The organism is Qipengyuania sp. (assembly GCF_042095715.1).
Classification (GTDB): Bacteria; Pseudomonadota; Alphaproteobacteria; order Sphingomonadales; family Sphingomonadaceae; genus Qipengyuania.
This window is the reverse complement of sequence record NZ_JBELMO010000040.1, coordinates 1-15860: the sequence shown is the minus strand read 5'-3', so window position 1 is coordinate 15860 and position 15860 is coordinate 1. Positions and strand designations below refer to the sequence as shown.

Annotated in this window: 22 protein-coding genes; 10 read left to right on the top strand and 12 right to left on the bottom strand. The window is 63.3% G+C overall.

Annotation, left to right across the window (positions count from 1 at the left end; all coding sequences use genetic code 11):
* Nucleotides 1–72: 72 nt before the first annotated feature.
* Both ACFDTG_RS10510 and ACFDTG_RS10505 read right to left on the bottom strand, forming a co-directional pair.
* Nucleotides 73–975, bottom strand: a complete 903-nt coding sequence (locus tag ACFDTG_RS10510; protein WP_375290994.1) for a hypothetical protein — start codon at nucleotides 973–975, stop codon at nucleotides 73–75.
* Entirely contained in the window at nucleotides 972–1148 is a 177-nt protein-coding gene (locus tag ACFDTG_RS10505) for a hypothetical protein (protein ID WP_375290993.1), read from the bottom strand. Before ACFDTG_RS10505 ends, ACFDTG_RS10510 begins: the two co-directional genes overlap by 4 nt.
* 241 nt (nucleotides 1149–1389) lie before the next feature.
* Here ACFDTG_RS10505 and ACFDTG_RS10500 point away from each other — a divergent pair, with 241 nt between their 5' ends.
* Nucleotides 1390–1986 carry a PEPxxWA-CTERM sorting domain-containing protein gene (locus ACFDTG_RS10500; RefSeq protein ID WP_375290992.1) on the top strand — a complete coding sequence of 199 codons (597 nt, stop codon included), beginning with the start codon at nucleotides 1390–1392 and terminating at the stop codon, nucleotides 1984–1986.
* A gap of 61 nt (nucleotides 1987–2047) precedes the next feature.
* On the opposite strand, the gene ACFDTG_RS10495 is transcribed toward ACFDTG_RS10500, so the two are convergent.
* The 6 genes from ACFDTG_RS10495 to rfbA all read right to left on the bottom strand — a co-directional run bounded on the left by ACFDTG_RS10495 (nucleotide 2048) and on the right by rfbA (nucleotide 7931).
* Nucleotides 2048–4201 (bottom strand): hypothetical protein, encoded by a 2154-nt coding sequence (locus ACFDTG_RS10495; RefSeq protein WP_375290991.1) that lies wholly within the window; start codon nucleotides 4199–4201, stop codon nucleotides 2048–2050.
* A complete protein-coding gene (locus ACFDTG_RS10490) occupies nucleotides 4201–4467 on the bottom strand; it encodes a hypothetical protein (protein ID WP_375290990.1) in 267 nt (88 codons plus the stop codon). Before ACFDTG_RS10490 ends, ACFDTG_RS10495 begins: the two co-directional genes overlap by 1 nt.
* 132 nt (nucleotides 4468–4599) lie before the next feature.
* Nucleotides 4600–5652, bottom strand: coding sequence for a dTDP-glucose 4,6-dehydratase (gene rfbB, locus ACFDTG_RS10485; protein WP_375290989.1), 1053 nt, complete (start codon nucleotides 5650–5652; stop codon nucleotides 4600–4602).
* The gene (rfbD, locus tag ACFDTG_RS10480) at nucleotides 5645–6505 is read right to left on the bottom strand and encodes a dTDP-4-dehydrorhamnose reductase (RefSeq protein ID WP_375290988.1); all 861 of its coding nucleotides are present in this window, start codon (nucleotides 6503–6505) and stop codon (nucleotides 5645–5647) included. Before rfbD ends, rfbB begins: the two co-directional genes overlap by 8 nt.
* Nucleotides 6502–7047, bottom strand: a complete 546-nt coding sequence (gene rfbC / locus ACFDTG_RS10475) for a dTDP-4-dehydrorhamnose 3,5-epimerase (protein ID WP_375290987.1) — start codon at nucleotides 7045–7047, stop codon at nucleotides 6502–6504. The genes rfbD and rfbC overlap by 4 nt, the downstream gene beginning before the upstream one ends.
* Entirely contained in the window at nucleotides 7044–7931 is an 888-nt protein-coding gene (rfbA, locus tag ACFDTG_RS10470; RefSeq protein WP_375290986.1) for a glucose-1-phosphate thymidylyltransferase RfbA, read from the bottom strand. The genes rfbC and rfbA overlap by 4 nt, the downstream gene beginning before the upstream one ends.
* A 188-nt stretch (nucleotides 7932–8119) precedes the next feature.
* On the opposite strand from rfbA, the gene ACFDTG_RS10465 reads away from it, so the two are divergent.
* Together ACFDTG_RS10465 and ACFDTG_RS10460 are read left to right on the top strand one after the other, a co-directional pair.
* Nucleotides 8120–8560 carry a type II 3-dehydroquinate dehydratase gene (locus ACFDTG_RS10465; RefSeq protein WP_375290985.1) on the top strand — a complete coding sequence of 147 codons (441 nt, stop codon included), beginning with the start codon at nucleotides 8120–8122 and terminating at the stop codon, nucleotides 8558–8560.
* 61 nt (nucleotides 8561–8621) lie between these two features.
* Entirely contained in the window at nucleotides 8622–8999 is a 378-nt protein-coding gene (locus ACFDTG_RS10460; RefSeq protein ID WP_375290984.1) for a PRC-barrel domain-containing protein, read from the top strand.
* 98 nt (nucleotides 9000–9097) lie between these two features.
* Here the strand turns inward: ACFDTG_RS10460 and ACFDTG_RS10455 are convergent, their stop codons facing one another.
* The 4 genes from ACFDTG_RS10455 to ACFDTG_RS10440 all read right to left on the bottom strand — a co-directional run bounded on the left by ACFDTG_RS10455 (nucleotide 9098) and on the right by ACFDTG_RS10440 (nucleotide 11114).
* Complete coding sequence (locus ACFDTG_RS10455; RefSeq protein WP_375290983.1) at nucleotides 9098–9514, bottom strand: hypothetical protein; 417 nt, start codon at nucleotides 9512–9514, stop codon at nucleotides 9098–9100.
* A 241-nt stretch (nucleotides 9515–9755) separates the two neighbouring features.
* Entirely contained in the window at nucleotides 9756–10157 is a 402-nt protein-coding gene (locus ACFDTG_RS10450) for a hypothetical protein (RefSeq protein ID WP_375290982.1), read from the bottom strand.
* Nucleotides 10158–10178: 21 nt separating this feature from the next.
* Complete coding sequence (locus ACFDTG_RS10445) at nucleotides 10179–10697, bottom strand: sterol desaturase family protein (RefSeq protein ID WP_375290981.1); 519 nt, start codon at nucleotides 10695–10697, stop codon at nucleotides 10179–10181.
* A 15-nt stretch (nucleotides 10698–10712) separates the two neighbouring features.
* Nucleotides 10713–11114: an acyl-CoA thioesterase gene (locus ACFDTG_RS10440; protein WP_375290980.1), complete on the bottom strand. Its 402-nt coding sequence runs from the start codon at nucleotides 11112–11114 to the stop codon at nucleotides 10713–10715.
* 274 nt (nucleotides 11115–11388) lie between these two features.
* Here ACFDTG_RS10440 and leuC point away from each other — a divergent pair, with 274 nt between their 5' ends.
* The 7 genes from leuC to grxD all read left to right on the top strand — a co-directional run bounded on the left by leuC (nucleotide 11389) and on the right by grxD (nucleotide 15760).
* Nucleotides 11389–12822, top strand: a complete 1434-nt coding sequence (leuC, locus tag ACFDTG_RS10435; RefSeq protein ID WP_375290979.1) for a 3-isopropylmalate dehydratase large subunit — start codon at nucleotides 11389–11391, stop codon at nucleotides 12820–12822.
* 38 nt (nucleotides 12823–12860) lie between these two features.
* A complete protein-coding gene (locus ACFDTG_RS10430; protein WP_375290978.1) occupies nucleotides 12861–13019 on the top strand; it encodes an isopropylmalate isomerase in 159 nt (52 codons plus the stop codon).
* Nucleotides 13019–13618 (top strand): 3-isopropylmalate dehydratase small subunit, encoded by a 600-nt coding sequence (gene leuD, locus ACFDTG_RS10425; RefSeq protein WP_375290977.1) that lies wholly within the window; start codon nucleotides 13019–13021, stop codon nucleotides 13616–13618. The genes ACFDTG_RS10430 and leuD overlap by 1 nt, the downstream gene beginning before the upstream one ends.
* Nucleotides 13618–14616 carry an NADPH:quinone oxidoreductase family protein gene (locus ACFDTG_RS10420; protein WP_375290976.1) on the top strand — a complete coding sequence of 333 codons (999 nt, stop codon included), beginning with the start codon at nucleotides 13618–13620 and terminating at the stop codon, nucleotides 14614–14616. Before leuD ends, ACFDTG_RS10420 begins: the two co-directional genes overlap by 1 nt.
* A gap of 183 nt (nucleotides 14617–14799) precedes the next feature.
* A complete protein-coding gene (locus tag ACFDTG_RS10415) occupies nucleotides 14800–15126 on the top strand; it encodes a DUF1476 domain-containing protein (RefSeq protein ID WP_375290975.1) in 327 nt (108 codons plus the stop codon).
* Between the two features lie 10 nt (nucleotides 15127–15136).
* Entirely contained in the window at nucleotides 15137–15370 is a 234-nt protein-coding gene (locus ACFDTG_RS10410; protein ID WP_375290974.1) for a BolA/IbaG family iron-sulfur metabolism protein, read from the top strand.
* A 57-nt stretch (nucleotides 15371–15427) separates the two neighbouring features.
* The gene (gene grxD / locus ACFDTG_RS10405; protein WP_375290973.1) at nucleotides 15428–15760 is read left to right on the top strand and encodes a Grx4 family monothiol glutaredoxin; all 333 of its coding nucleotides are present in this window, start codon (nucleotides 15428–15430) and stop codon (nucleotides 15758–15760) included.
* Nucleotides 15761–15860 lie beyond the last annotated feature (100 nt).

Here is a 15860-nt window from a genome sequence, read left to right as displayed (position 1 = left end):
GAAACATCTCCACGCGCCCCGATCGGCGCAGGCATGGGGATGAGGATGTCCCGCCTCACCCCCCCGCTCGATCTAGCATTGCCGATCGATATCCCCGTCGACCTCGTTCCCGCAGCGCACGGCATGGTCGCTGGTCTCGACCATCGCCTGGACGAACAGATCCGGCCTCCCGACCGCCCTCGAGCCCTGGATGGTACGGACCTTGTTGTTGCGAACATCCGCCCCTGTGGTCTCGTTCATGGCGATGGCCCACCAATATCCGGCCATGGAGATGTCGTTATTCCAGACGAAAACCCGCTCCGGCGGGCGGGCGCCGAAGTTGGTGATGCCCTGCATCCCGGCGCCAATGCGATTGCCCACGATGAAAATATCGCTGGTCGCCGGCTTGCCGTTCTCGCTCCATACCTGGATGCAGTCGGGATGGGTCCCATCCTTGATCAGCCTGGTGCCCCTGTAAACGGGCGGGATCGGCCTGAACTCGGTGCACATGTTGCCGACCAGGCTGACGCGGCTGGCGGTGGCAATGTTGAACCCGTCCGACCGCAGCCCGGTGGCGATGTTGTTGCGCAGAGTGATGTCTTGGCTTCCGCGCGTCACCAGAACGCCGGTCTGCCCACCGGTCAGGGTCGTGCCGACGATTTCGATGCGGTCCGAATTGTCGATAAACACGTTCACCCAGACCGCCGGCGGCAGGGGCGAGGCGATGGTTCCGCCCATCCATTTCCAGCCGGCGGTTTGGCGGATGGTAAGGCTGCGCGCCCTGGTTCCGGAGGCCATGATGGTCACCGGCACGGCGTGGTTGGCGCGCGGCAGCGAAAGGTCGCCATAAATCCACCGCTGGTCGAGGACGATGGTATCCCCGGCCTTCGCGTCCCTCGCCACGGAATGGAATGTTATCGGGTTTGCGTGCAGCGTCTCTGCCTGGAGAGGAGCTGCGCAAAGGGCGAGGATAGTGAATAAGAGAACACGTATCATGTGTAGGCTCCTGCGCTGTCGTTGGTCGCGGCGCGCGCGTTACCGTTCAAACTGAAATTGAGTGCCGGATCGGCGACGATGAATTGCGCGGGACTACCGGCCTGCAATTCATAGCTGCCGCCGCCCCGCCCTGATTGGTAAAACCCCTCCGCCGGTGATTGTAGCGCCTTCATTGCGCATGAACAGGGGGTCGTTGCGCACTTCACCCGCAAACTGGGGCGGATGGTGGGAGTGCGATTGAGGCATCGCCCTTATTTGCGATCCCTTTTTAATGACACCACGAGCGTTGAGTGAAGCGAGTTTTCTTTTCTGGCGGGACTCTCTAGCCAGTCGCGTGGGGGATGACGTGCATCTTTGTTCAGGAGATCAAAAAACTGTGTAGGAGTGCTTATTCAGTATAAAGATGGAGGGCTTATGAATAAGCTTATCGCACTGCCTATTTTGACACTTGCATCTTCGCCAGCATTGGCTGCTACTCTTGCTTTTCAAGTGCAGTGGGAATCCTACAACGGGTACGCCCTTTCACCGCCTTTTTCCAGTGAGTTCTCTTTCAACACCAATTGGAATGGTACATCAGATGGCAATTTCGAACTTCGCACCAGTTGGCATGACGGGACCAGTGACTACGAAATTGGAAATTTAACAGTAGCCGATGGTATAATAACATCCTTAGGTAAGTTTTTTAGTGATCCCGGATCGTGCAATTGTTATGACTATTTCTCATACGGTAGCGGCCTTTACGACTTGGGTTACATCAGGATGCAAAGTGTCGCCACGTATAGATACCAAGATTGGGAAGGGGTTTACTCTAACGCGGAATACTCTACTCGTCTCGCGCCTGTTGCAACACTCGACGGCAACCCCGTCGATGTTTTGTATTATCCGAAATTGGGTGGGACCGGGTTCGTACCCGAACCTTCGACTTGGGCCTTTTTTATCCTGGGCTTCGGCGCGATCGGCGGGGCTATGCGGCGCAGGCAAAGTGCAACTTTCGCTTTCGCACGATCATAATTCGAAAACACTTGGGCAGTTGGCGACAGGGTTGGAGACATAAAGCAAGGTAAAAACCGGATTAAGCTGCGTATGCTCCTGCGGCATCGTTGGCAGCGTTGCGGGAATTGCCGTTAAGTCCGAAGGGGAGAACCGGATCGGACAGCATCGCGCCGGCCGGACTACCGGGCAGCAAGGTGTAGGCGCCAGCCCCCGCGCCGGCGACATAATTGCCCACCGCAATGATTGTGGTGCCCCGGTAATCGGTGAACAGCGGGTCGTTGCGCACGATCTCGCTGGTGCCGTAAACCGAGCCGACGCCGGGATAGTCCTGCACCCGGTCGGCGCCGGTTTCGTTGGGCACTTCGGCCATGAACTGGCTGAAATTGCTTCGGCAGCCGACGCCGTGGATGAAAGCCCAGTTGCCCTGAGCCGTGCCGCTGGCGTCCGACTGGTTGGTGCCGCGGAACACGTCGCATTTGGAGAACACCGCCACCGCGATATTGCCGACGACGCTTTGCAGCGTGGAGGTGCGGCGCGTCGGCCCGTCGTCGTAGAAGGCATTCCACCGCCCCGCCAGCAGCGCGCCCGCATGGGTGTTGTTGTGGAGGATGACGTGGCTGTTGCTGCCCACCGCACTGTCTGCCGAGAGCCGCACCGCCGGGCCCGTTACGTCGGTGCTGTATTCGACCACGTTCTGCACGAAGGCGAAGCCATGCACATCGGTCTCGCCGATACCAATCGTGCCGACGCTCGAGCCGGGGTTGGGCAGCGTGTTGAATGCCTGGATCGCCCCTGAAAACAGCCGCGCCCCCCGCTCGAACTTGGCGTTCGAGATATGGCTTCCAATGACGCACCATCCCTCGATCGCAAAGCCACTGGCGGAATAGGCCGAAGGCGTCAGGCTGATCCCGCGCAGCAGCCGGTGTTCGAAGGTGGAGGCGTTGAGAATGGTGCTGTTTGCGCTGCTGACATTCGTGAAACTGGTGCCGAAGTGGTAATCGTGCGCCTGGCTGATCCAGGGATTGTTGTTGTTCCCGTTGTCGAAGGTGCAATTGTCGAACATGACTTCCAGCTGGGCCGATGCACCGTTTCCAACGATATTGCCGGTGCCCGTTCGCACCACGCCGATATCCTTCAGCACAAGCGCCCCGGTGGTGAGCGGTGCGGTCAGCGAGCCGCCGGTACCGAGATACGGCCCGAAGCTTGCGCTGCCGAAGCTGACGCGCGCGTTTGCCCTGGGAACGGCGGGGTCGCGAGTGATGGTCAGCGCCGCAACCCTTTGCGTGCGGTGCGCGGCGGTAGCGCCCAGAACGAAGGGCGTGCCGCCATCGTCGCCGGTGCGAATTTCGCCCATGTCGATGCCGCTGGTGGCCTTCAAAGCATTATCCAGCGCGGTGATCGCAGCTGATATGGTGGCGAAGGGACTGGCGCTCGCAGTCGCTGCATTGATTGAGACCACACCCGAGCCATCGTTCCCGCCATTGGCGGCGGTCTTCACATAAGCCAGCGTCCTGGCGCCGGTGTTCTTGAGGAAATAGCGGGTGCTGAAGCCGCGCGCAGCATGGCCGTCCGATGCGCTGTCCGCGACCGACGTCGCGCCGCCAACCCGCGGGTAAACCCTGGCGTCGAGCTTTATCAGTCCCGACGCGAGGGCCGAGACATCGATATTCGCCTTATAGGCAATTACGGCATTGCGGTCGCCCGCGCGGTTCGAGACGACGGGAAGCCCGACCTTGACGGTGGCGGTGGCGCCATCCTTGTCCGTGGCGATAAACTCGACGCAGGCAACCTGCCTGCCGCTGCCCGCATTGCGGTGGAAGGCGGTCAACTCGGCTTCCAGCGTGCTGCCGACCACGAGGCGGTGCGGCATGATCCAGTTCACCACCGGTTTGGGGCTGGTGACGGTGGAATTGTTGGCCACCCCTGCGATGGTGTCGGTCGCATAGACGTAATCGGACAGCGCGACGGTGTCGGCGGTCAGATGCTTGTGCAGCGGGTACGGCTTGCGCACCCGCTTGGTGGTCAACAGCGATTCGGTGATGATCGTTGCCGCCCCGGTCGCGCCGAAGCCCTGGCGAGAGACGGAAACCGGCTTGAATGCCAATTCCTGTGGCTCGATCATCGTCGCCTTCCAGCCATCGGCGGCGATGGCGGCGATGGGCGGCGCAGCCGGTTGGCTGGGGGGCCGGAGGTTCGCGGGAAGCGCCGTGACCCCGCATCCAAGCGCGAACATTACGCCAGCGCCACGATGTCGGCGGCGGTCGTGCCGGTCGCGCGGACGAACTGCGCGCGGACCGGCAGGATCTGCCCGCTGGCGACATTGGCGAAGGTCACATCCGCAGCACCCCCGGCGGTTCTCAGCACCACCGTCCCGCCCGAGCCGACATACAGCGCCTTTGGCGTGGCGACCAGCGGCGCGGCATCGGAAGGGACGATGGCGTAAGGATTCGCGGAAGGGGCTTCGGCGCTGTCGGCGCGGCGGGCGAAGGCATCGGTCATGGTTCGAACTCCTGCGGGGCGGCACCATACCGGCCCCGATTCGTCCGTTATCTAACCATTTTGGTTATGTGTAGGAAAGGAAATTGGATTTCGATAGGTCGGCGCCCGCCAACCTATTGAACCCGCCCGGCTTCAGCGTGCCAGAAGCGGGCGCCACCAGTCCTCATTGGCCAGATACCAGGCAATGGTGCGTTCCATGCCGCCCTTGAAATCGACCGCCGGGACATAACCCAGCTCGGCGCGCGCCTTGCGCTCGTCAATGGCATAGCGACGGTCGTGGCCCTTGCGATCCTCCACGAAGGTCTTGAGGCTTTCGGTGGGTTCGCCCCTGGCCGCCGGGGCATCGGGATAGCGTTCGCGCAAAGCCGGATCCTTGGCGAAGGCCTGATCAACGACATCGCAGATTGTCTCGATCACCGTCAGATTGGGCAATTCCTCGCCCCCGCCGATATTGTAGACCTCGCCCGGCTTGCCCTTCTCCAGCGCCAGTTCGATCCCGCGGCAGTGATCGGTCACGAACAGCCAGTCGCGCACGTTCATTCCGTCACCGTAAATGGGCAGGTTGCGGCCCTCCAGCGCGTTGATCAGGAACAGCGGGATAAGCTTTTCGGGAAATTGGTACGGGCCGTAATTGTTGGAACAATTGGTGGTGACCACGTCCATGCCAAAGGTGTGGTGATAGGCGCGCACCAGATGGTCGCTGCCCGCCTTGCTGGCCGAATAGGGCGAGTTGGGGGCATAGGCGGTGGTCTCAGAAAAGGCCGGATCGTCCGCGCCCAGCGAGCCATAGACTTCGTCGGTGGAGACGTGGTGGAAGCGGTGCGGTTCGTCCCCGCCCCGGTCCAGCCATTCCGCCTTGGCCGCGCGCAGCAGGCTGTGCGTGCCGATGACATTGGTCTGCACGAAAGCATGGGGCCCGGTGATGGATCGGTCCACATGGCTTTCAGCCGCGAAGTGGACGATGGTGCGGATGTCATTGTCGCGCAGCAGCTTTTGAACCAGATCGGTGTCGCAGATGTCGCCTTCGACCAGCGTGGCGCCTTCGACATCGGCGATGCTGGCGGCGTTGCCGGCATAGGTCAGCGCATCCAGCACGACCACGCCCTGGTTACGCTGTTCCCGCCAGTAACGCACGAAATTGCTGCCGATGAAGCCGGCGCCGCCGGTCACGAGGATGTCAGCCATGGGTCTTGATCTGCTCCAGAACTTTGATCAGCGAATGCCGCCAATGCGGCGCCGCGCCGCCCAGCGCAATCGCCGTCTTGCGCGTGTCCAATACAGAGAATGCGGGGCGTTTGGCAGGGGTGGGATAATCGCTGGTCGCGATCGGCTTCACCCGCGCCGCCGTGCCCGGCAGCAGGCCGAGCCGCGCTCCCTCGTCACGGATGGCGACGGCGAAATCGTACCAGCTGGCAACGCCGCTGTCGGTGAAGTGGAAGGCGCCGCTCTCTCCGGCGAGCGCCAGTTGCCACAGCGCATCGGCCAGATCATCAGCGCTGGTGGGCGACCCGATCTGGTCGGCGACCACGCCCAGCTCCTCGCGCTCCGCCATCAGGCGCAGCATGGTGCGCACGAAGTTCTTCCCCTGCGCGGCATAGACCCACGCGGTCCGCACGCACAGGTCCCCTTCCCGCAGATGCCCCTCGCCCGCCAGCTTGGTCGCGCCATAGACCCCCAGAGGCGCGGTGGGCGCGTCCGGGGTATAGGCGACAGAGGCAGAGCCATCGAAGACGAAATCGGTGGAGACATGCGCCACTCGCGCGCCCACGGCTTCAGCCGCTGCGACAAGATTGGCGGTGCCGGTGTCGTTGACCGCCTTCGCCCGCTCCGCATCGCTTTCCGCCTGATCGACGGCGGTATAGGCAGCGGCGTTGAGGATCAGCTGCGGGCGTTCGCGCTCAACCAGCGCCGCCACCGCAGTGCGGTCCGCGATGTCGAGGTCACCCGACCTGGCGGCGATCACCTCCGTGTCTTTCGGCGCGCGGGCCACCAGCGCCAAACCCAGCTGCCCCCCCGCCCCGGTGACGAGAACCTTCACGCAAAGCCCTCGCTATCGCGGAAGCTCTTGGCCGCGGCATCCTTCGCCGAAATCTGCGGCTCGATCCCCTCCAGCGGCCAGTCGATCGCCAGCTCCGGATCGTCCCAGCGGATCGCATGCTCATGCTCGGGCGCGTAATATTCGGTGCATTTGTAGAGGAAGTCGGTGCCGTCCTCCAGACTCAGGAAGCCGTGCGCAAAGCCCGCCGGCACCCAGAACAGGTTCTTCTTCTCGGCGGTGAGTTCCACTGCCGCCCACCGGCCATAGGTTGGGGAAGACCGACGGATGTCCACCGCCACGTCCCACGCCCGTCCGCTGGCGACACGAACCAGCTTGCCCTGCACCATCGGGTCCTGGAAATGCAGCCCGCGCAGCACGCCGCGCGCGGAGCGGCTGTGGTTGTCCTGCACGAAATCGCAGTCGATCCCGATGTCTGCAAACACGCGACGGCTCCAGCTTTCCATGAAGAAGCCGCGTTCGTCCCCGAACACGCGCGGTTCGATTTCCAGCGGCCCGTCGATGTCGAAACGCGTGACCTTCACCCGACCGCCCCTTCGCCCTTGAGCAGGCGAAGCAGATAATCGCCATAACCGCTCTTCACCAGCCGCTGAGAGATTTCCTCCAGCTTGGCATCGTCGATGAAGCCCAGGCGCCAGGCGATCTCTTCCGGGCAGGCGATCTTGAGGCCCTGCCGTTCTTCGGTGATGCGAACATATTGCCCGGCATCCAGCAGCGAGGCGTGGGTCCCGGTGTCGAGCCAGGCATAGCCGCGCCCCATGATCTCCACATTCAGCTTACCCGCTTCCAGATAGACGCGGTTGAGGTCGGTGATCTCCAGCTCGCCGCGCGGGCTGGGCTTGATTTCCTTCGCGATGCGCGGCGCCTCGCCGTCGTAGAAATAGAGGCCCGTCACCGCGTAATTCGACTTTGGCTGCTCGGGCTTTTCCTCGATCGTTTCGGCCTTGCCGCCCTTATCGAAGGATACAACGCCGTATGCCTTGGGGTCGTTGACGTAATAGCCGAACACGGTCGCGCCCTCAGTGCGATTGTCGGCCTTCGCCAACAGCTCGCCGAAGCCGTGACCGTAAAAGATGTTGTCGCCCAGCACCAATGCGCTCGGCCCATCGCCCACGAACTCCGCGCCGATCAGATAAGCCTGCGCCAGTCCGCCCGGATCGGGCTGCACGGCATACTGGATTTCCATGCCCCACTGCGATCCATCGCCCAGCAGGCGCTGGAAGCTCGTCTGGTCGTGCGGAGTGGTGATGATCAGCACCTCGCGGATGCCCGACAGCATCAGCACCGACAGCGGATAATAGATCATCGGCTTGTCGTAGACCGGCACGAGCTGCTTGGAGACGGCATCGGTCAGCGGGGCCAGCCGCGTGCCCGATCCGCCCGCCAGGATGATACCCCGTCGATTCATAGTGCAATCCTTTGATGGCGCGTCGTGGATCCCAAGCTTTCGCAAGCGCGAAGGCAGCGCCGCACTGTCAGGCGACCGGCCCTTTGTAAAGCGGCGGCGGGCCGATGCGTCCCCCTGTCGGACAGTCTTAAAAGCAAAGCTTCGCGCAAGCGCTTGGCGCAGCGCCACCCGCCGGTTAGGGCACCGCCATGAGCAATCGTGTCTTCGTTCTCAACGGCCCCAACCTCAACCTGCTCGGCACGCGGGAACCGCATATCTACGGATCGCACACGCTGGACCAGATCGGCGAGGCGGTCAGCGCGCGCGGGCGCGAACTGGGCGTGGAGGTCGATTTCCGCCAGACCAATCACGAAGGCGTGCTGGTCGACTGGCTGCACGAGGCGTATGGTGAGAGCGCCAAGGCGGTGCTGCTGAATGCGGGCGCCTACACCCACACCTCGGTCGCGCTGCTCGATGCGATCAAGGCGGTTTCGGTGCCGGTGATCGAAGTCCACCTGTCCGACCCCCTCACCCGCGAAAGCTTCCGCCACGTCAGCTATGTCGGGATGGGCGCGGTGGCGGAGGTCAAGGGCCTGGGCTGGGAAGGCTATCTGGTCGCGCTGGAAAAGGCGGCGGCGCTGGAAGGATAAAACGCAGGTCGCCGGAACCTTGCGGGCTTGCTGCGGGTTTTCGAAGTCCGAAGGAGCTTTTATGACCGATACCGCCACGCCCGACAAAACCCTGCTCATTGCGTCCAATCGAGTCGACGAGATGACCGTCCGCAGCCGCGACGGCGAGAAGATGGGGCATGTGCACAGCTACATGGTGAACAAACGCACCGGCACGGTCACACATGCGGTGTTGAGCCTGGGGGGATTCCTCGGCCTCAACAAGAGCTACTATCCGCTCCCCTTCGAATTGCTGAGCTACAATGCGGTGGACGATCTCTATATCGTGACCGTGGACCGCCGCCTGCTGGAGGGCGGCCCCAGCTGGTCCAACAACGCCCCCGATTTCAATCAGGCCTACGCCGACCGCGTCGCCAGCTACTACGACACCCGCCACGAGGCGATCCAGCCGGGGGACTGAGGGGTATCGGGGTTTGGCGTCACTTTTGCAGCAATCACTAATCCTGTTGCGGATAGCAGAAGTCCAGCATGGCGCACCGTTGTCGGCTAACGTCCCCTTTAGCTGACATTGCGCCGAGGGGTTGCGATCACCCAAAAAAGCAATCCCGCCAGCGCACCGCTGAGCGCGATGATTCCCGCAAATTGCAAGGCGATCAGATAGCCATATGCTGTCGTGGCACCATTCACGACAGTCGCCCTTCCGCCGATGCTTGCCTGATCGGCAGAAGGAGGTAGCAAGGCGAAAAGCAGCCAAGGCGTTGCTGCAACCAATGCACCCACGAAGGTGCAGTTGAGCCATGTAGGCTTTACCCTATCGCGCAGAAAGACATAGGAAGGCACGCCCAACAGCAGGCCGAACGGATACGCGAATAACGTAAAGACTAATCCAGTTCGCCCGACCCTTTCCAGATAACTGTCTAGTCCCGCGTATAACGGTTGGAACATTGCGAGTGTGAATGCGGCGATACCTGGCACTACCATGAACGCGAGTAGCACCCTCCATCGGTGTGGTGCCCATGTGTGAGTTTGGGGGTCCATAAGCTGGCGATATAGCAAAGTTTTAACGGGTGCGGACAATTTGCGAGCGCCCGGTTTACATCCCAAATTCAAACATCGAGCCGACCCGACGTGATTGTTCGCACTTCCCCTCACCCACGAAACGTGGAAATCAAACGGGGTCAGCAGGTTCCTCCGCCCCACCATTTGCCTTGGCACCCTACCGCGCAGGCAATTCCACGGCCTCTTCCGCTTCAACCGGCTCCTCGGCTTCCGCCTCGCGTTCCATGGTGAAGGTGCCGTCGAGCTCCAGCAGACTCCAGACGCCGGTGATGGTCATGCCGTCGCCGGAAAGGCGGCCGACGTAATCGACGGGGTTGTCGTACCCCCTGAGCCCATTGCGGTAGGACTTGGTAAAATCCACGGATAACCCGCCGCGTGAACCGGCGATCACCGCGTCGATGGTGCCCTGGCCATAGAACTGGTCGGGCTCCACGATGGTGCCGCACAAAGAGCCGGCCAGCTCTTCAATGATCGCGAGGAAGGGCGTTTCGGGGTCCGAATGGCCCGGGTAGGTAAAGCTGCCGTGCCAGGTGCCGGTCAGGTCCTCGCTCCCGCTCATGCCCCTGACCCAAAGCCCGTATCAGGCACCGGCGCTTTCGCGCACCCCGGCGATGCCCGCCTCCCGCTGGCGCCGCAGTTCCGCCTTCAGCTTCGCCGGATCGCCCGCAAAAACGAACCCGAAGCTGACCCCGCCTTCCTTGCCCACGGTGGCGTGATGCAGCTTGTGCGCCTGCACGATCCGCTTGGCATAGCCGCCGCGCGGCACCCAGCGGAAATAGCGTTGATGGACCAGCCCGTCATGCACCAGCGTGTAGATGATCCCGTAGCCCAGAATGCCGAGGCCGATCCAGGTGGCGGGCCACCAGGCGGCATCGCCCATCACCAGCGGGCTGCCCAGCGCGAACATGGAAATGCTCATCGCCGCGCCGACCAGACCGTAAAGGTCATTCTTCTCCAGCATGTTGTCATGCGGTTCGTGATGATCGCGATGCCAGTCCCAGCCGAAGCCATGCATGATATACTTGTGGCTCGCCCAGGCGACGCCCTCCATCGCGAAGATGGTGGCAACGACAATCAGAACAGGGAGAATAACGGCCATCGGGGCCGATATAGTCTATTCGGCGGCAGGAAAGAAGAACTCGCGCAGGTGATCCCCGATACGCGCGGGCTTGAGCGTCTCGGCATCGATGCAGCACCAGGCGGACTGAACCTCGGCCAGCACTTCTTCGCCCCGGCGAATCACCGTTCGGTAGAAGGCGCGCGCGCCCTTGAAGCTTTCCAGCACCGGATGTGCGCTGACATCGTCGCCCAGGAAGCCGGGATTGCGATAGGTGATCTCGTGCTTGAGCGCGACCCAGGCCTTGCTCGCCACGTCCTCGCTCGGTGCAATCTTGCGCCAGTGCGCCAGCACCGCCTCCTGCACCCAGGTGAGGTAGCGTGCGTTGTTGACGTGACCCATGAAATCGATGTCGGCTGGCTCGACCGTGATGGGCATCGCGAAGGAATCTGCTGACATGATTGTAAGTTAGCGCAGACAGGTTACAAACTCCATACGCAATTGCAGTTAAATTACGGGTAATTGTCCGCGACGCGGCGATTTGGCTTTCGGATTGCCCTTCCGACCGGTGCCATACCCACAATAGGCTGAGGCCGCCGGACCCATTACCGCAACGATCGCGCCTGCATGCCCCGCCTTAAGGATCGATTCGACCAGCGGGGCGGCACTGACCGGCGTTAAATTGCGCCGATTGCTCTTGCCCCGCGAGGCCGGCAGGCATAGCGAGCCCGCCATGGCCAGCAGCCCCCGTACCCTCTACGAAAAGATCTGGGACGCCCATGTGGCGGACCGGCGAGAGGATGGCACAAGCCTCCTCTACATCGACCGCCACCTCGTCCACGAGGTCACCAGCCCCCAGGCTTTCGAGGGGCTGCGCGCCGCGGGCCGGCCTGTCCGCCGCCCAGAGCTGACGCTGGCGGTGCCCGATCATAACGTCCCCACCACCGCGCGGCTGGCGCCCGACGGCAGCGAGCTGCCCATCGCCGACCCCGAAAGCGCGCAGCAGCTCGCCGCACTGAAGCGCAACACCGCCGAATTCGGCATCCGTTACATCCCCGCGACCGCGGCCGAACAGGGGATCGTCCACGTCGTGGGGCCGGAACAGGGTTTCTCCCTTCCCGGCACCACCATCGTCTGCGGCGATTCGCACACCGCCGCGCATGGCGGGATCGGCGCGCTCGCCTTCGGCATCGGCACCAGCGAAGTGGAGCATGTGCTCGCCACGCAGACGCTGCTGCTCAAGCAGTCGAAGACCATGGAGGTCCGCGTGGAGGGCGAGCTCGGCCCCGGCATCACTCCCAAGGACCTGATCCTGCACATCATCGGGCGGATCGGCACAGCGGGCGGCACCGGCCATGTCATCGAATATCGCGGCGCCGTGTTCGAGAACATGAGCGTGGAAGGCCGGCTGACGGTCTGCAACATGAGCATCGAAGGCGGCGCGCGCGCCGGGCTCATCGCGCCCGACGACACAGTTTTCGCTTGGCTCAAGGGCCGCCCCATGGCTCCGCAGGGCGCCGCCTGGGACGAAGCGGTGGCGTGGTGGCGCACACTGGCCACCGATCCCGGCGCGCGGTTCGACAAATCGGTGGTGATCGACGCGGCGGAGATAGAGCCCACCGTCACCTGGGGCACCAGCCCGGAAGATACCGCTCCCATCGGCGGCACCGTGCCCGCGCCCGAGAGCTTCGCCGATCCGTCCAAGCAGACCGCCGCGGCCAAGAGCCTCGACTACATGGGTCTTGCCGCCGGGACGCCGCTGAACGAGATCGCGATCGAGAACGTCTTCATCGGCAGCTGCACCAACAGCCGGATCGAGGATCTGCGCGCCGCAGCCGAAGTGCTCAAGGGCCGGCACAAGGCGGCGGGAGTACGCTGGGCCATCGCCGTGCCCGGATCAGGCCTGGTCAAGCGCCAGGCGGAGGAAGAGGGGCTGGACCGCATCTTCACCGAAGCCGGGTTTGAATGGCGCGAGCCGGGCTGTTCCGCCTGCCTCGCCATGAACCCCGACAAGGTCCCGCCGGGCGAACGCTGCGCCAGCACCAGCAACCGCAACTTCACCGGCCGCCAGGGTCCCGGAGCGCGCACCCACCTTATGAGCCCCGCCATGGCCGCCGCCGCCGCGGTGCGCGGACGGTTGACCGATGTCAGGGAGCTGGTGGACTAACCCTTGCCTTCCCGTCCGGACCTCCGCATGAGACCTGCATGACCGAGAAAGCCAAAGCCGCCGCCGCCATCGCGGGTGCCGTGGGCTCCGCTGCCCTTGCCGCCGCCCTGCTCTATGCCAACAAGCGCAAGGAGAAGAAGGCCGGCGGGCCGCAGTCCGGCCCCGTTCCGGGAGGCGAGGCGCCCGAGACCGATTGATGGATGCTGTCTCCTCCATAGAGGGGCGCGCGATCCCCTTCGGCGCCAAGAACGTCGACACCGACGTCATTATTCCGGCCCACTGGCTGAAGACGGTCAGCCGCACAGGGCTTGGTAAGGGCGCCTTCGAAAGCCTGCGAAAGGATCCCGACAATATCTTCGACCGGCCCGAATATGCGGGCGCGCCGATCCTGATCGCGGGCGACAATTTCGGCTGCGGCTCAAGCCGCGAACATGCCGCCTGGGCGCTGGGCGACATGGGTATACAGGCGGTGATCGCGCCCAGCTTCTCCGACATCTTCTCGGGCAACGCATTCAAGAACGGCATCCTGGCGGTGGAGCTGCCGCAGGAACAGATCGACCGGCTCATGGAGGTCGCTGAGACCGATCCCGTGCATATCGACCTGGAAAACCAGACCGTGACGACCCCCTTCCAGGACCGTTTCCATTTCGAGATCGACCCCTTCCGCAAGCATTGCCTGCTGGAGGGGCTCGACGAGATCGGCCTGACGCTTTCGAGCGCCCCGGCCATCGACACCTATGAACAGCAGCGCGCGGCACACATGCCGTGGCTGGAACCCACAATGGAGAGAACCTGATGAAAGCAGTCCTGTCGAAGGAAGTCGGCGGCCCCGAAACGCTGGTGGTCGAGGATATCGAGGCCCCAACACCGGGCGCCGAGGATGTGGTGGTCGATGTGGCCGCCTGCGCCATCAACTATCCCGACACTTTGATCATCAAGGACATGTACCAGTTCAAGCCGCCCCGCCCGTTCTCCCCCGGCGGCGAAATCTCCGGCACTATCTCGGCTGTGGGCGAAGGCGTTTCCGGCTGGCAGGTGGGCGACAAGGTCATCGCCGGTGTCGGCAGCGGGGGCCTGCGTGAACAGGTGGTGGTGCCCGCCGCCAAGCTGTTCAAGGTGCCCGACGGCGTCGACTTGGTGCAGGCCAGCGCCCTGCTGATGACCTACGGCACCACCATCCACGGTCTCAAGGATCGCGGCGACATCAAGGCGGGCGAAACCGTGCTGGTGCTGGGCGCGGCGGGTGGCGTGGGCCTGTCCGCGGTGGAATTGGCCAAGGCCTATGGCTGCCGCGTGATCGCCGCCGTCTCCACCGAGGAGAAGGGCGAGGTCGCGAAGAAGGCCGGGGCAGACGATGTGGTGATCTACCCCCGCGCGCCTTTCGACAAGGATACGTCCAAATCGGTGGCCCAGCAGTTCAAGGACGCGGTGGGCAAAGATGGCGCCGATATCGTCTACGACATCGTAGGCGGCGATTATTCCGAACCCGCGCTGCGATCGATCGCATGGGAAGGCCGCTTTCTGGTTATCGGCTTTCCGGCAGGCATCGCCAAGATGCCGCTCAACCTGACCCTGCTCAAGAGCTGCGACATCCGCGGCGTGTTCTGGGGCGCCTTCGCCGCGCGCTTCCCCGAACGCAACGCGGCCCATATCGCCGAGCTGTTCGAACTGTGGCAGGCGGGCAAGATCAGCCCGCTGGTCAGCGAAACCTACCCGCTCGACCGGGCGCACGAAGCCATCGCCAAGCTCGACAGCCGGGGCGCGGTGGGCAAGCTGGTGGTGACGATGGCGTGAGTTTGGGGGGCCAGGAAATGGCCCCTTTTCCGCCCTTGCCCCCTCGTCATTCCGCCACACATCCCTCGTCATGTCGAAGGCGGGAACGCAGGCGGCCCGTGCGCTCATCGACGCCGCACACCCATTGCCACCCGCGCGCCTGCCCCCTAAATCGCGAACAGACCACTTTTCGAAGGAATATCGATGACCGACTTCAAGGATCGTGAGCGCGGCGAGGAAGCCAAATATGCGTTCGACGAGGAGACCAGCTTCAAGATCGCCGCGCGCGCCAACCGGCTGGTGGGCGAATGGGCCGCCGAAAAGATGGGCCTGACCGCCGAAGAGACCGACGCCTACAAGAAATCCGTGGTGCAGGCCGATTTCGAGGAAGCCGGGCATGAGGACGTGATCCGCAAGCTGGTGGGCGATCTGACGCAGGCGGGCTGCGACGTGGGCGAAGCCGAAGTGCGCAGCAAGCTGGCGGAATGCAACGTGGAAGCGCGCCGCCAGTTCATGTCCGGCAACAACTGAGGCGCCCGCGATGCCCATGCCCGCGCAGGAAATCGAGAGCTTGATCGCCGATGCGCTACCCGGCGCGGTGGTAACGATCCGCGATCTGGCGGGGGACGGCGATCATTACGCCGCCCATGTCGTGGCGCCGCAATTCGCGGGCAAGAGCCGGGTGCAGCAGCACAAGCTGGTCTATGAAGCGCTGGGTGGGCGCATGGGCGGGGAGCTCCACGCCTTGCAAGTCACCACCGAAGTTCCCACCTGATTCGCCGGACGATGCTCGCGCACCGGCGGGCCCAAGCAATACAAGGAACCGGTCGTCATGGCTGAAGTAAACGCACGCATTTCCGACATCGTCGGGGCGAGCGACGTGGTCCTCTTCATGAAGGGCACCCCGCTGTTCCCGCAGTGCGGCTTTTCCAGCCGCGCCGTGGCCATACTGGAGCACTGCAATGTCGCCTTCGACAGTGTGGACGTGCTGCAGGACATGGAAATCCGCCAGGGCATCAAGAGCTTTTCGGACTGGCCCACCATCCCCCAGCTTTACGTGAAGGGCGAATTCGTGGGCGGCAGCGACATTATGATGGAGATGTTCGAAGCCGGCGAATTGCAGCAGCTGATGGATGAAAAGGCGGTCGCCAAGGCGGAGGACTGACCCCCGCCCGCGGCGTCCCCCTGATATCCGGACCAAGAAAAAGGCCGCCCCGGCGGGCGGCCTTTAGGGTTGGGGGGGGTGTTTGTCGGGTTGTGGTGAT

Coding starts and splice junctions, on each gene's coding strand:
- ACFDTG_RS10510 (WP_375290994.1), bottom strand. CDS start 975: ATGATACGTGTTCTCTTATTCACTATCCTCGCCCTTTGCGCAGCTCCT.
- ACFDTG_RS10505 (WP_375290993.1), bottom strand. CDS start 1,148: ATGAAGGCGCTACAATCACCGGCGGAGGGGTTTTACCAATCAGGGCGG.
- ACFDTG_RS10500 (WP_375290992.1), top strand. CDS start 1,390: ATGAATAAGCTTATCGCACTGCCTATTTTGACACTTGCATCTTCGCCA.
- ACFDTG_RS10495 (WP_375290991.1), bottom strand. CDS start 4,201: ATGTTCGCGCTTGGATGCGGGGTCACGGCGCTTCCCGCGAACCTCCGG.
- ACFDTG_RS10490 (WP_375290990.1), bottom strand. CDS start 4,467: ATGACCGATGCCTTCGCCCGCCGCGCCGACAGCGCCGAAGCCCCTTCC.
- rfbB (WP_375290989.1), bottom strand. CDS start 5,652: ATGGCTGACATCCTCGTGACCGGCGGCGCCGGCTTCATCGGCAGCAAT.
- rfbA (WP_375290986.1), bottom strand. CDS start 7,931: ATGAATCGACGGGGTATCATCCTGGCGGGCGGATCGGGCACGCGGCTG.
- ACFDTG_RS10465 (WP_375290985.1), top strand. CDS start 8,120: ATGAGCAATCGTGTCTTCGTTCTCAACGGCCCCAACCTCAACCTGCTC.
- ACFDTG_RS10460 (WP_375290984.1), top strand. CDS start 8,622: ATGACCGATACCGCCACGCCCGACAAAACCCTGCTCATTGCGTCCAAT.
- ACFDTG_RS10450 (WP_375290982.1), bottom strand. CDS start 10,157: ATGAGCGGGAGCGAGGACCTGACCGGCACCTGGCACGGCAGCTTTACC.
- ACFDTG_RS10445 (WP_375290981.1), bottom strand. CDS start 10,697: ATGGCCGTTATTCTCCCTGTTCTGATTGTCGTTGCCACCATCTTCGCG.
- ACFDTG_RS10440 (WP_375290980.1), bottom strand. CDS start 11,114: ATGTCAGCAGATTCCTTCGCGATGCCCATCACGGTCGAGCCAGCCGAC.
- leuC (WP_375290979.1), top strand. CDS start 11,389: ATGGCCAGCAGCCCCCGTACCCTCTACGAAAAGATCTGGGACGCCCAT.
- ACFDTG_RS10430 (WP_375290978.1), top strand. CDS start 12,861: ATGACCGAGAAAGCCAAAGCCGCCGCCGCCATCGCGGGTGCCGTGGGC.
- leuD (WP_375290977.1), top strand. CDS start 13,019: ATGGATGCTGTCTCCTCCATAGAGGGGCGCGCGATCCCCTTCGGCGCC.
- ACFDTG_RS10420 (WP_375290976.1), top strand. CDS start 13,618: ATGAAAGCAGTCCTGTCGAAGGAAGTCGGCGGCCCCGAAACGCTGGTG.
- ACFDTG_RS10415 (WP_375290975.1), top strand. CDS start 14,800: ATGACCGACTTCAAGGATCGTGAGCGCGGCGAGGAAGCCAAATATGCG.
- ACFDTG_RS10410 (WP_375290974.1), top strand. CDS start 15,137: ATGCCCATGCCCGCGCAGGAAATCGAGAGCTTGATCGCCGATGCGCTA.
- grxD (WP_375290973.1), top strand. CDS start 15,428: ATGGCTGAAGTAAACGCACGCATTTCCGACATCGTCGGGGCGAGCGAC.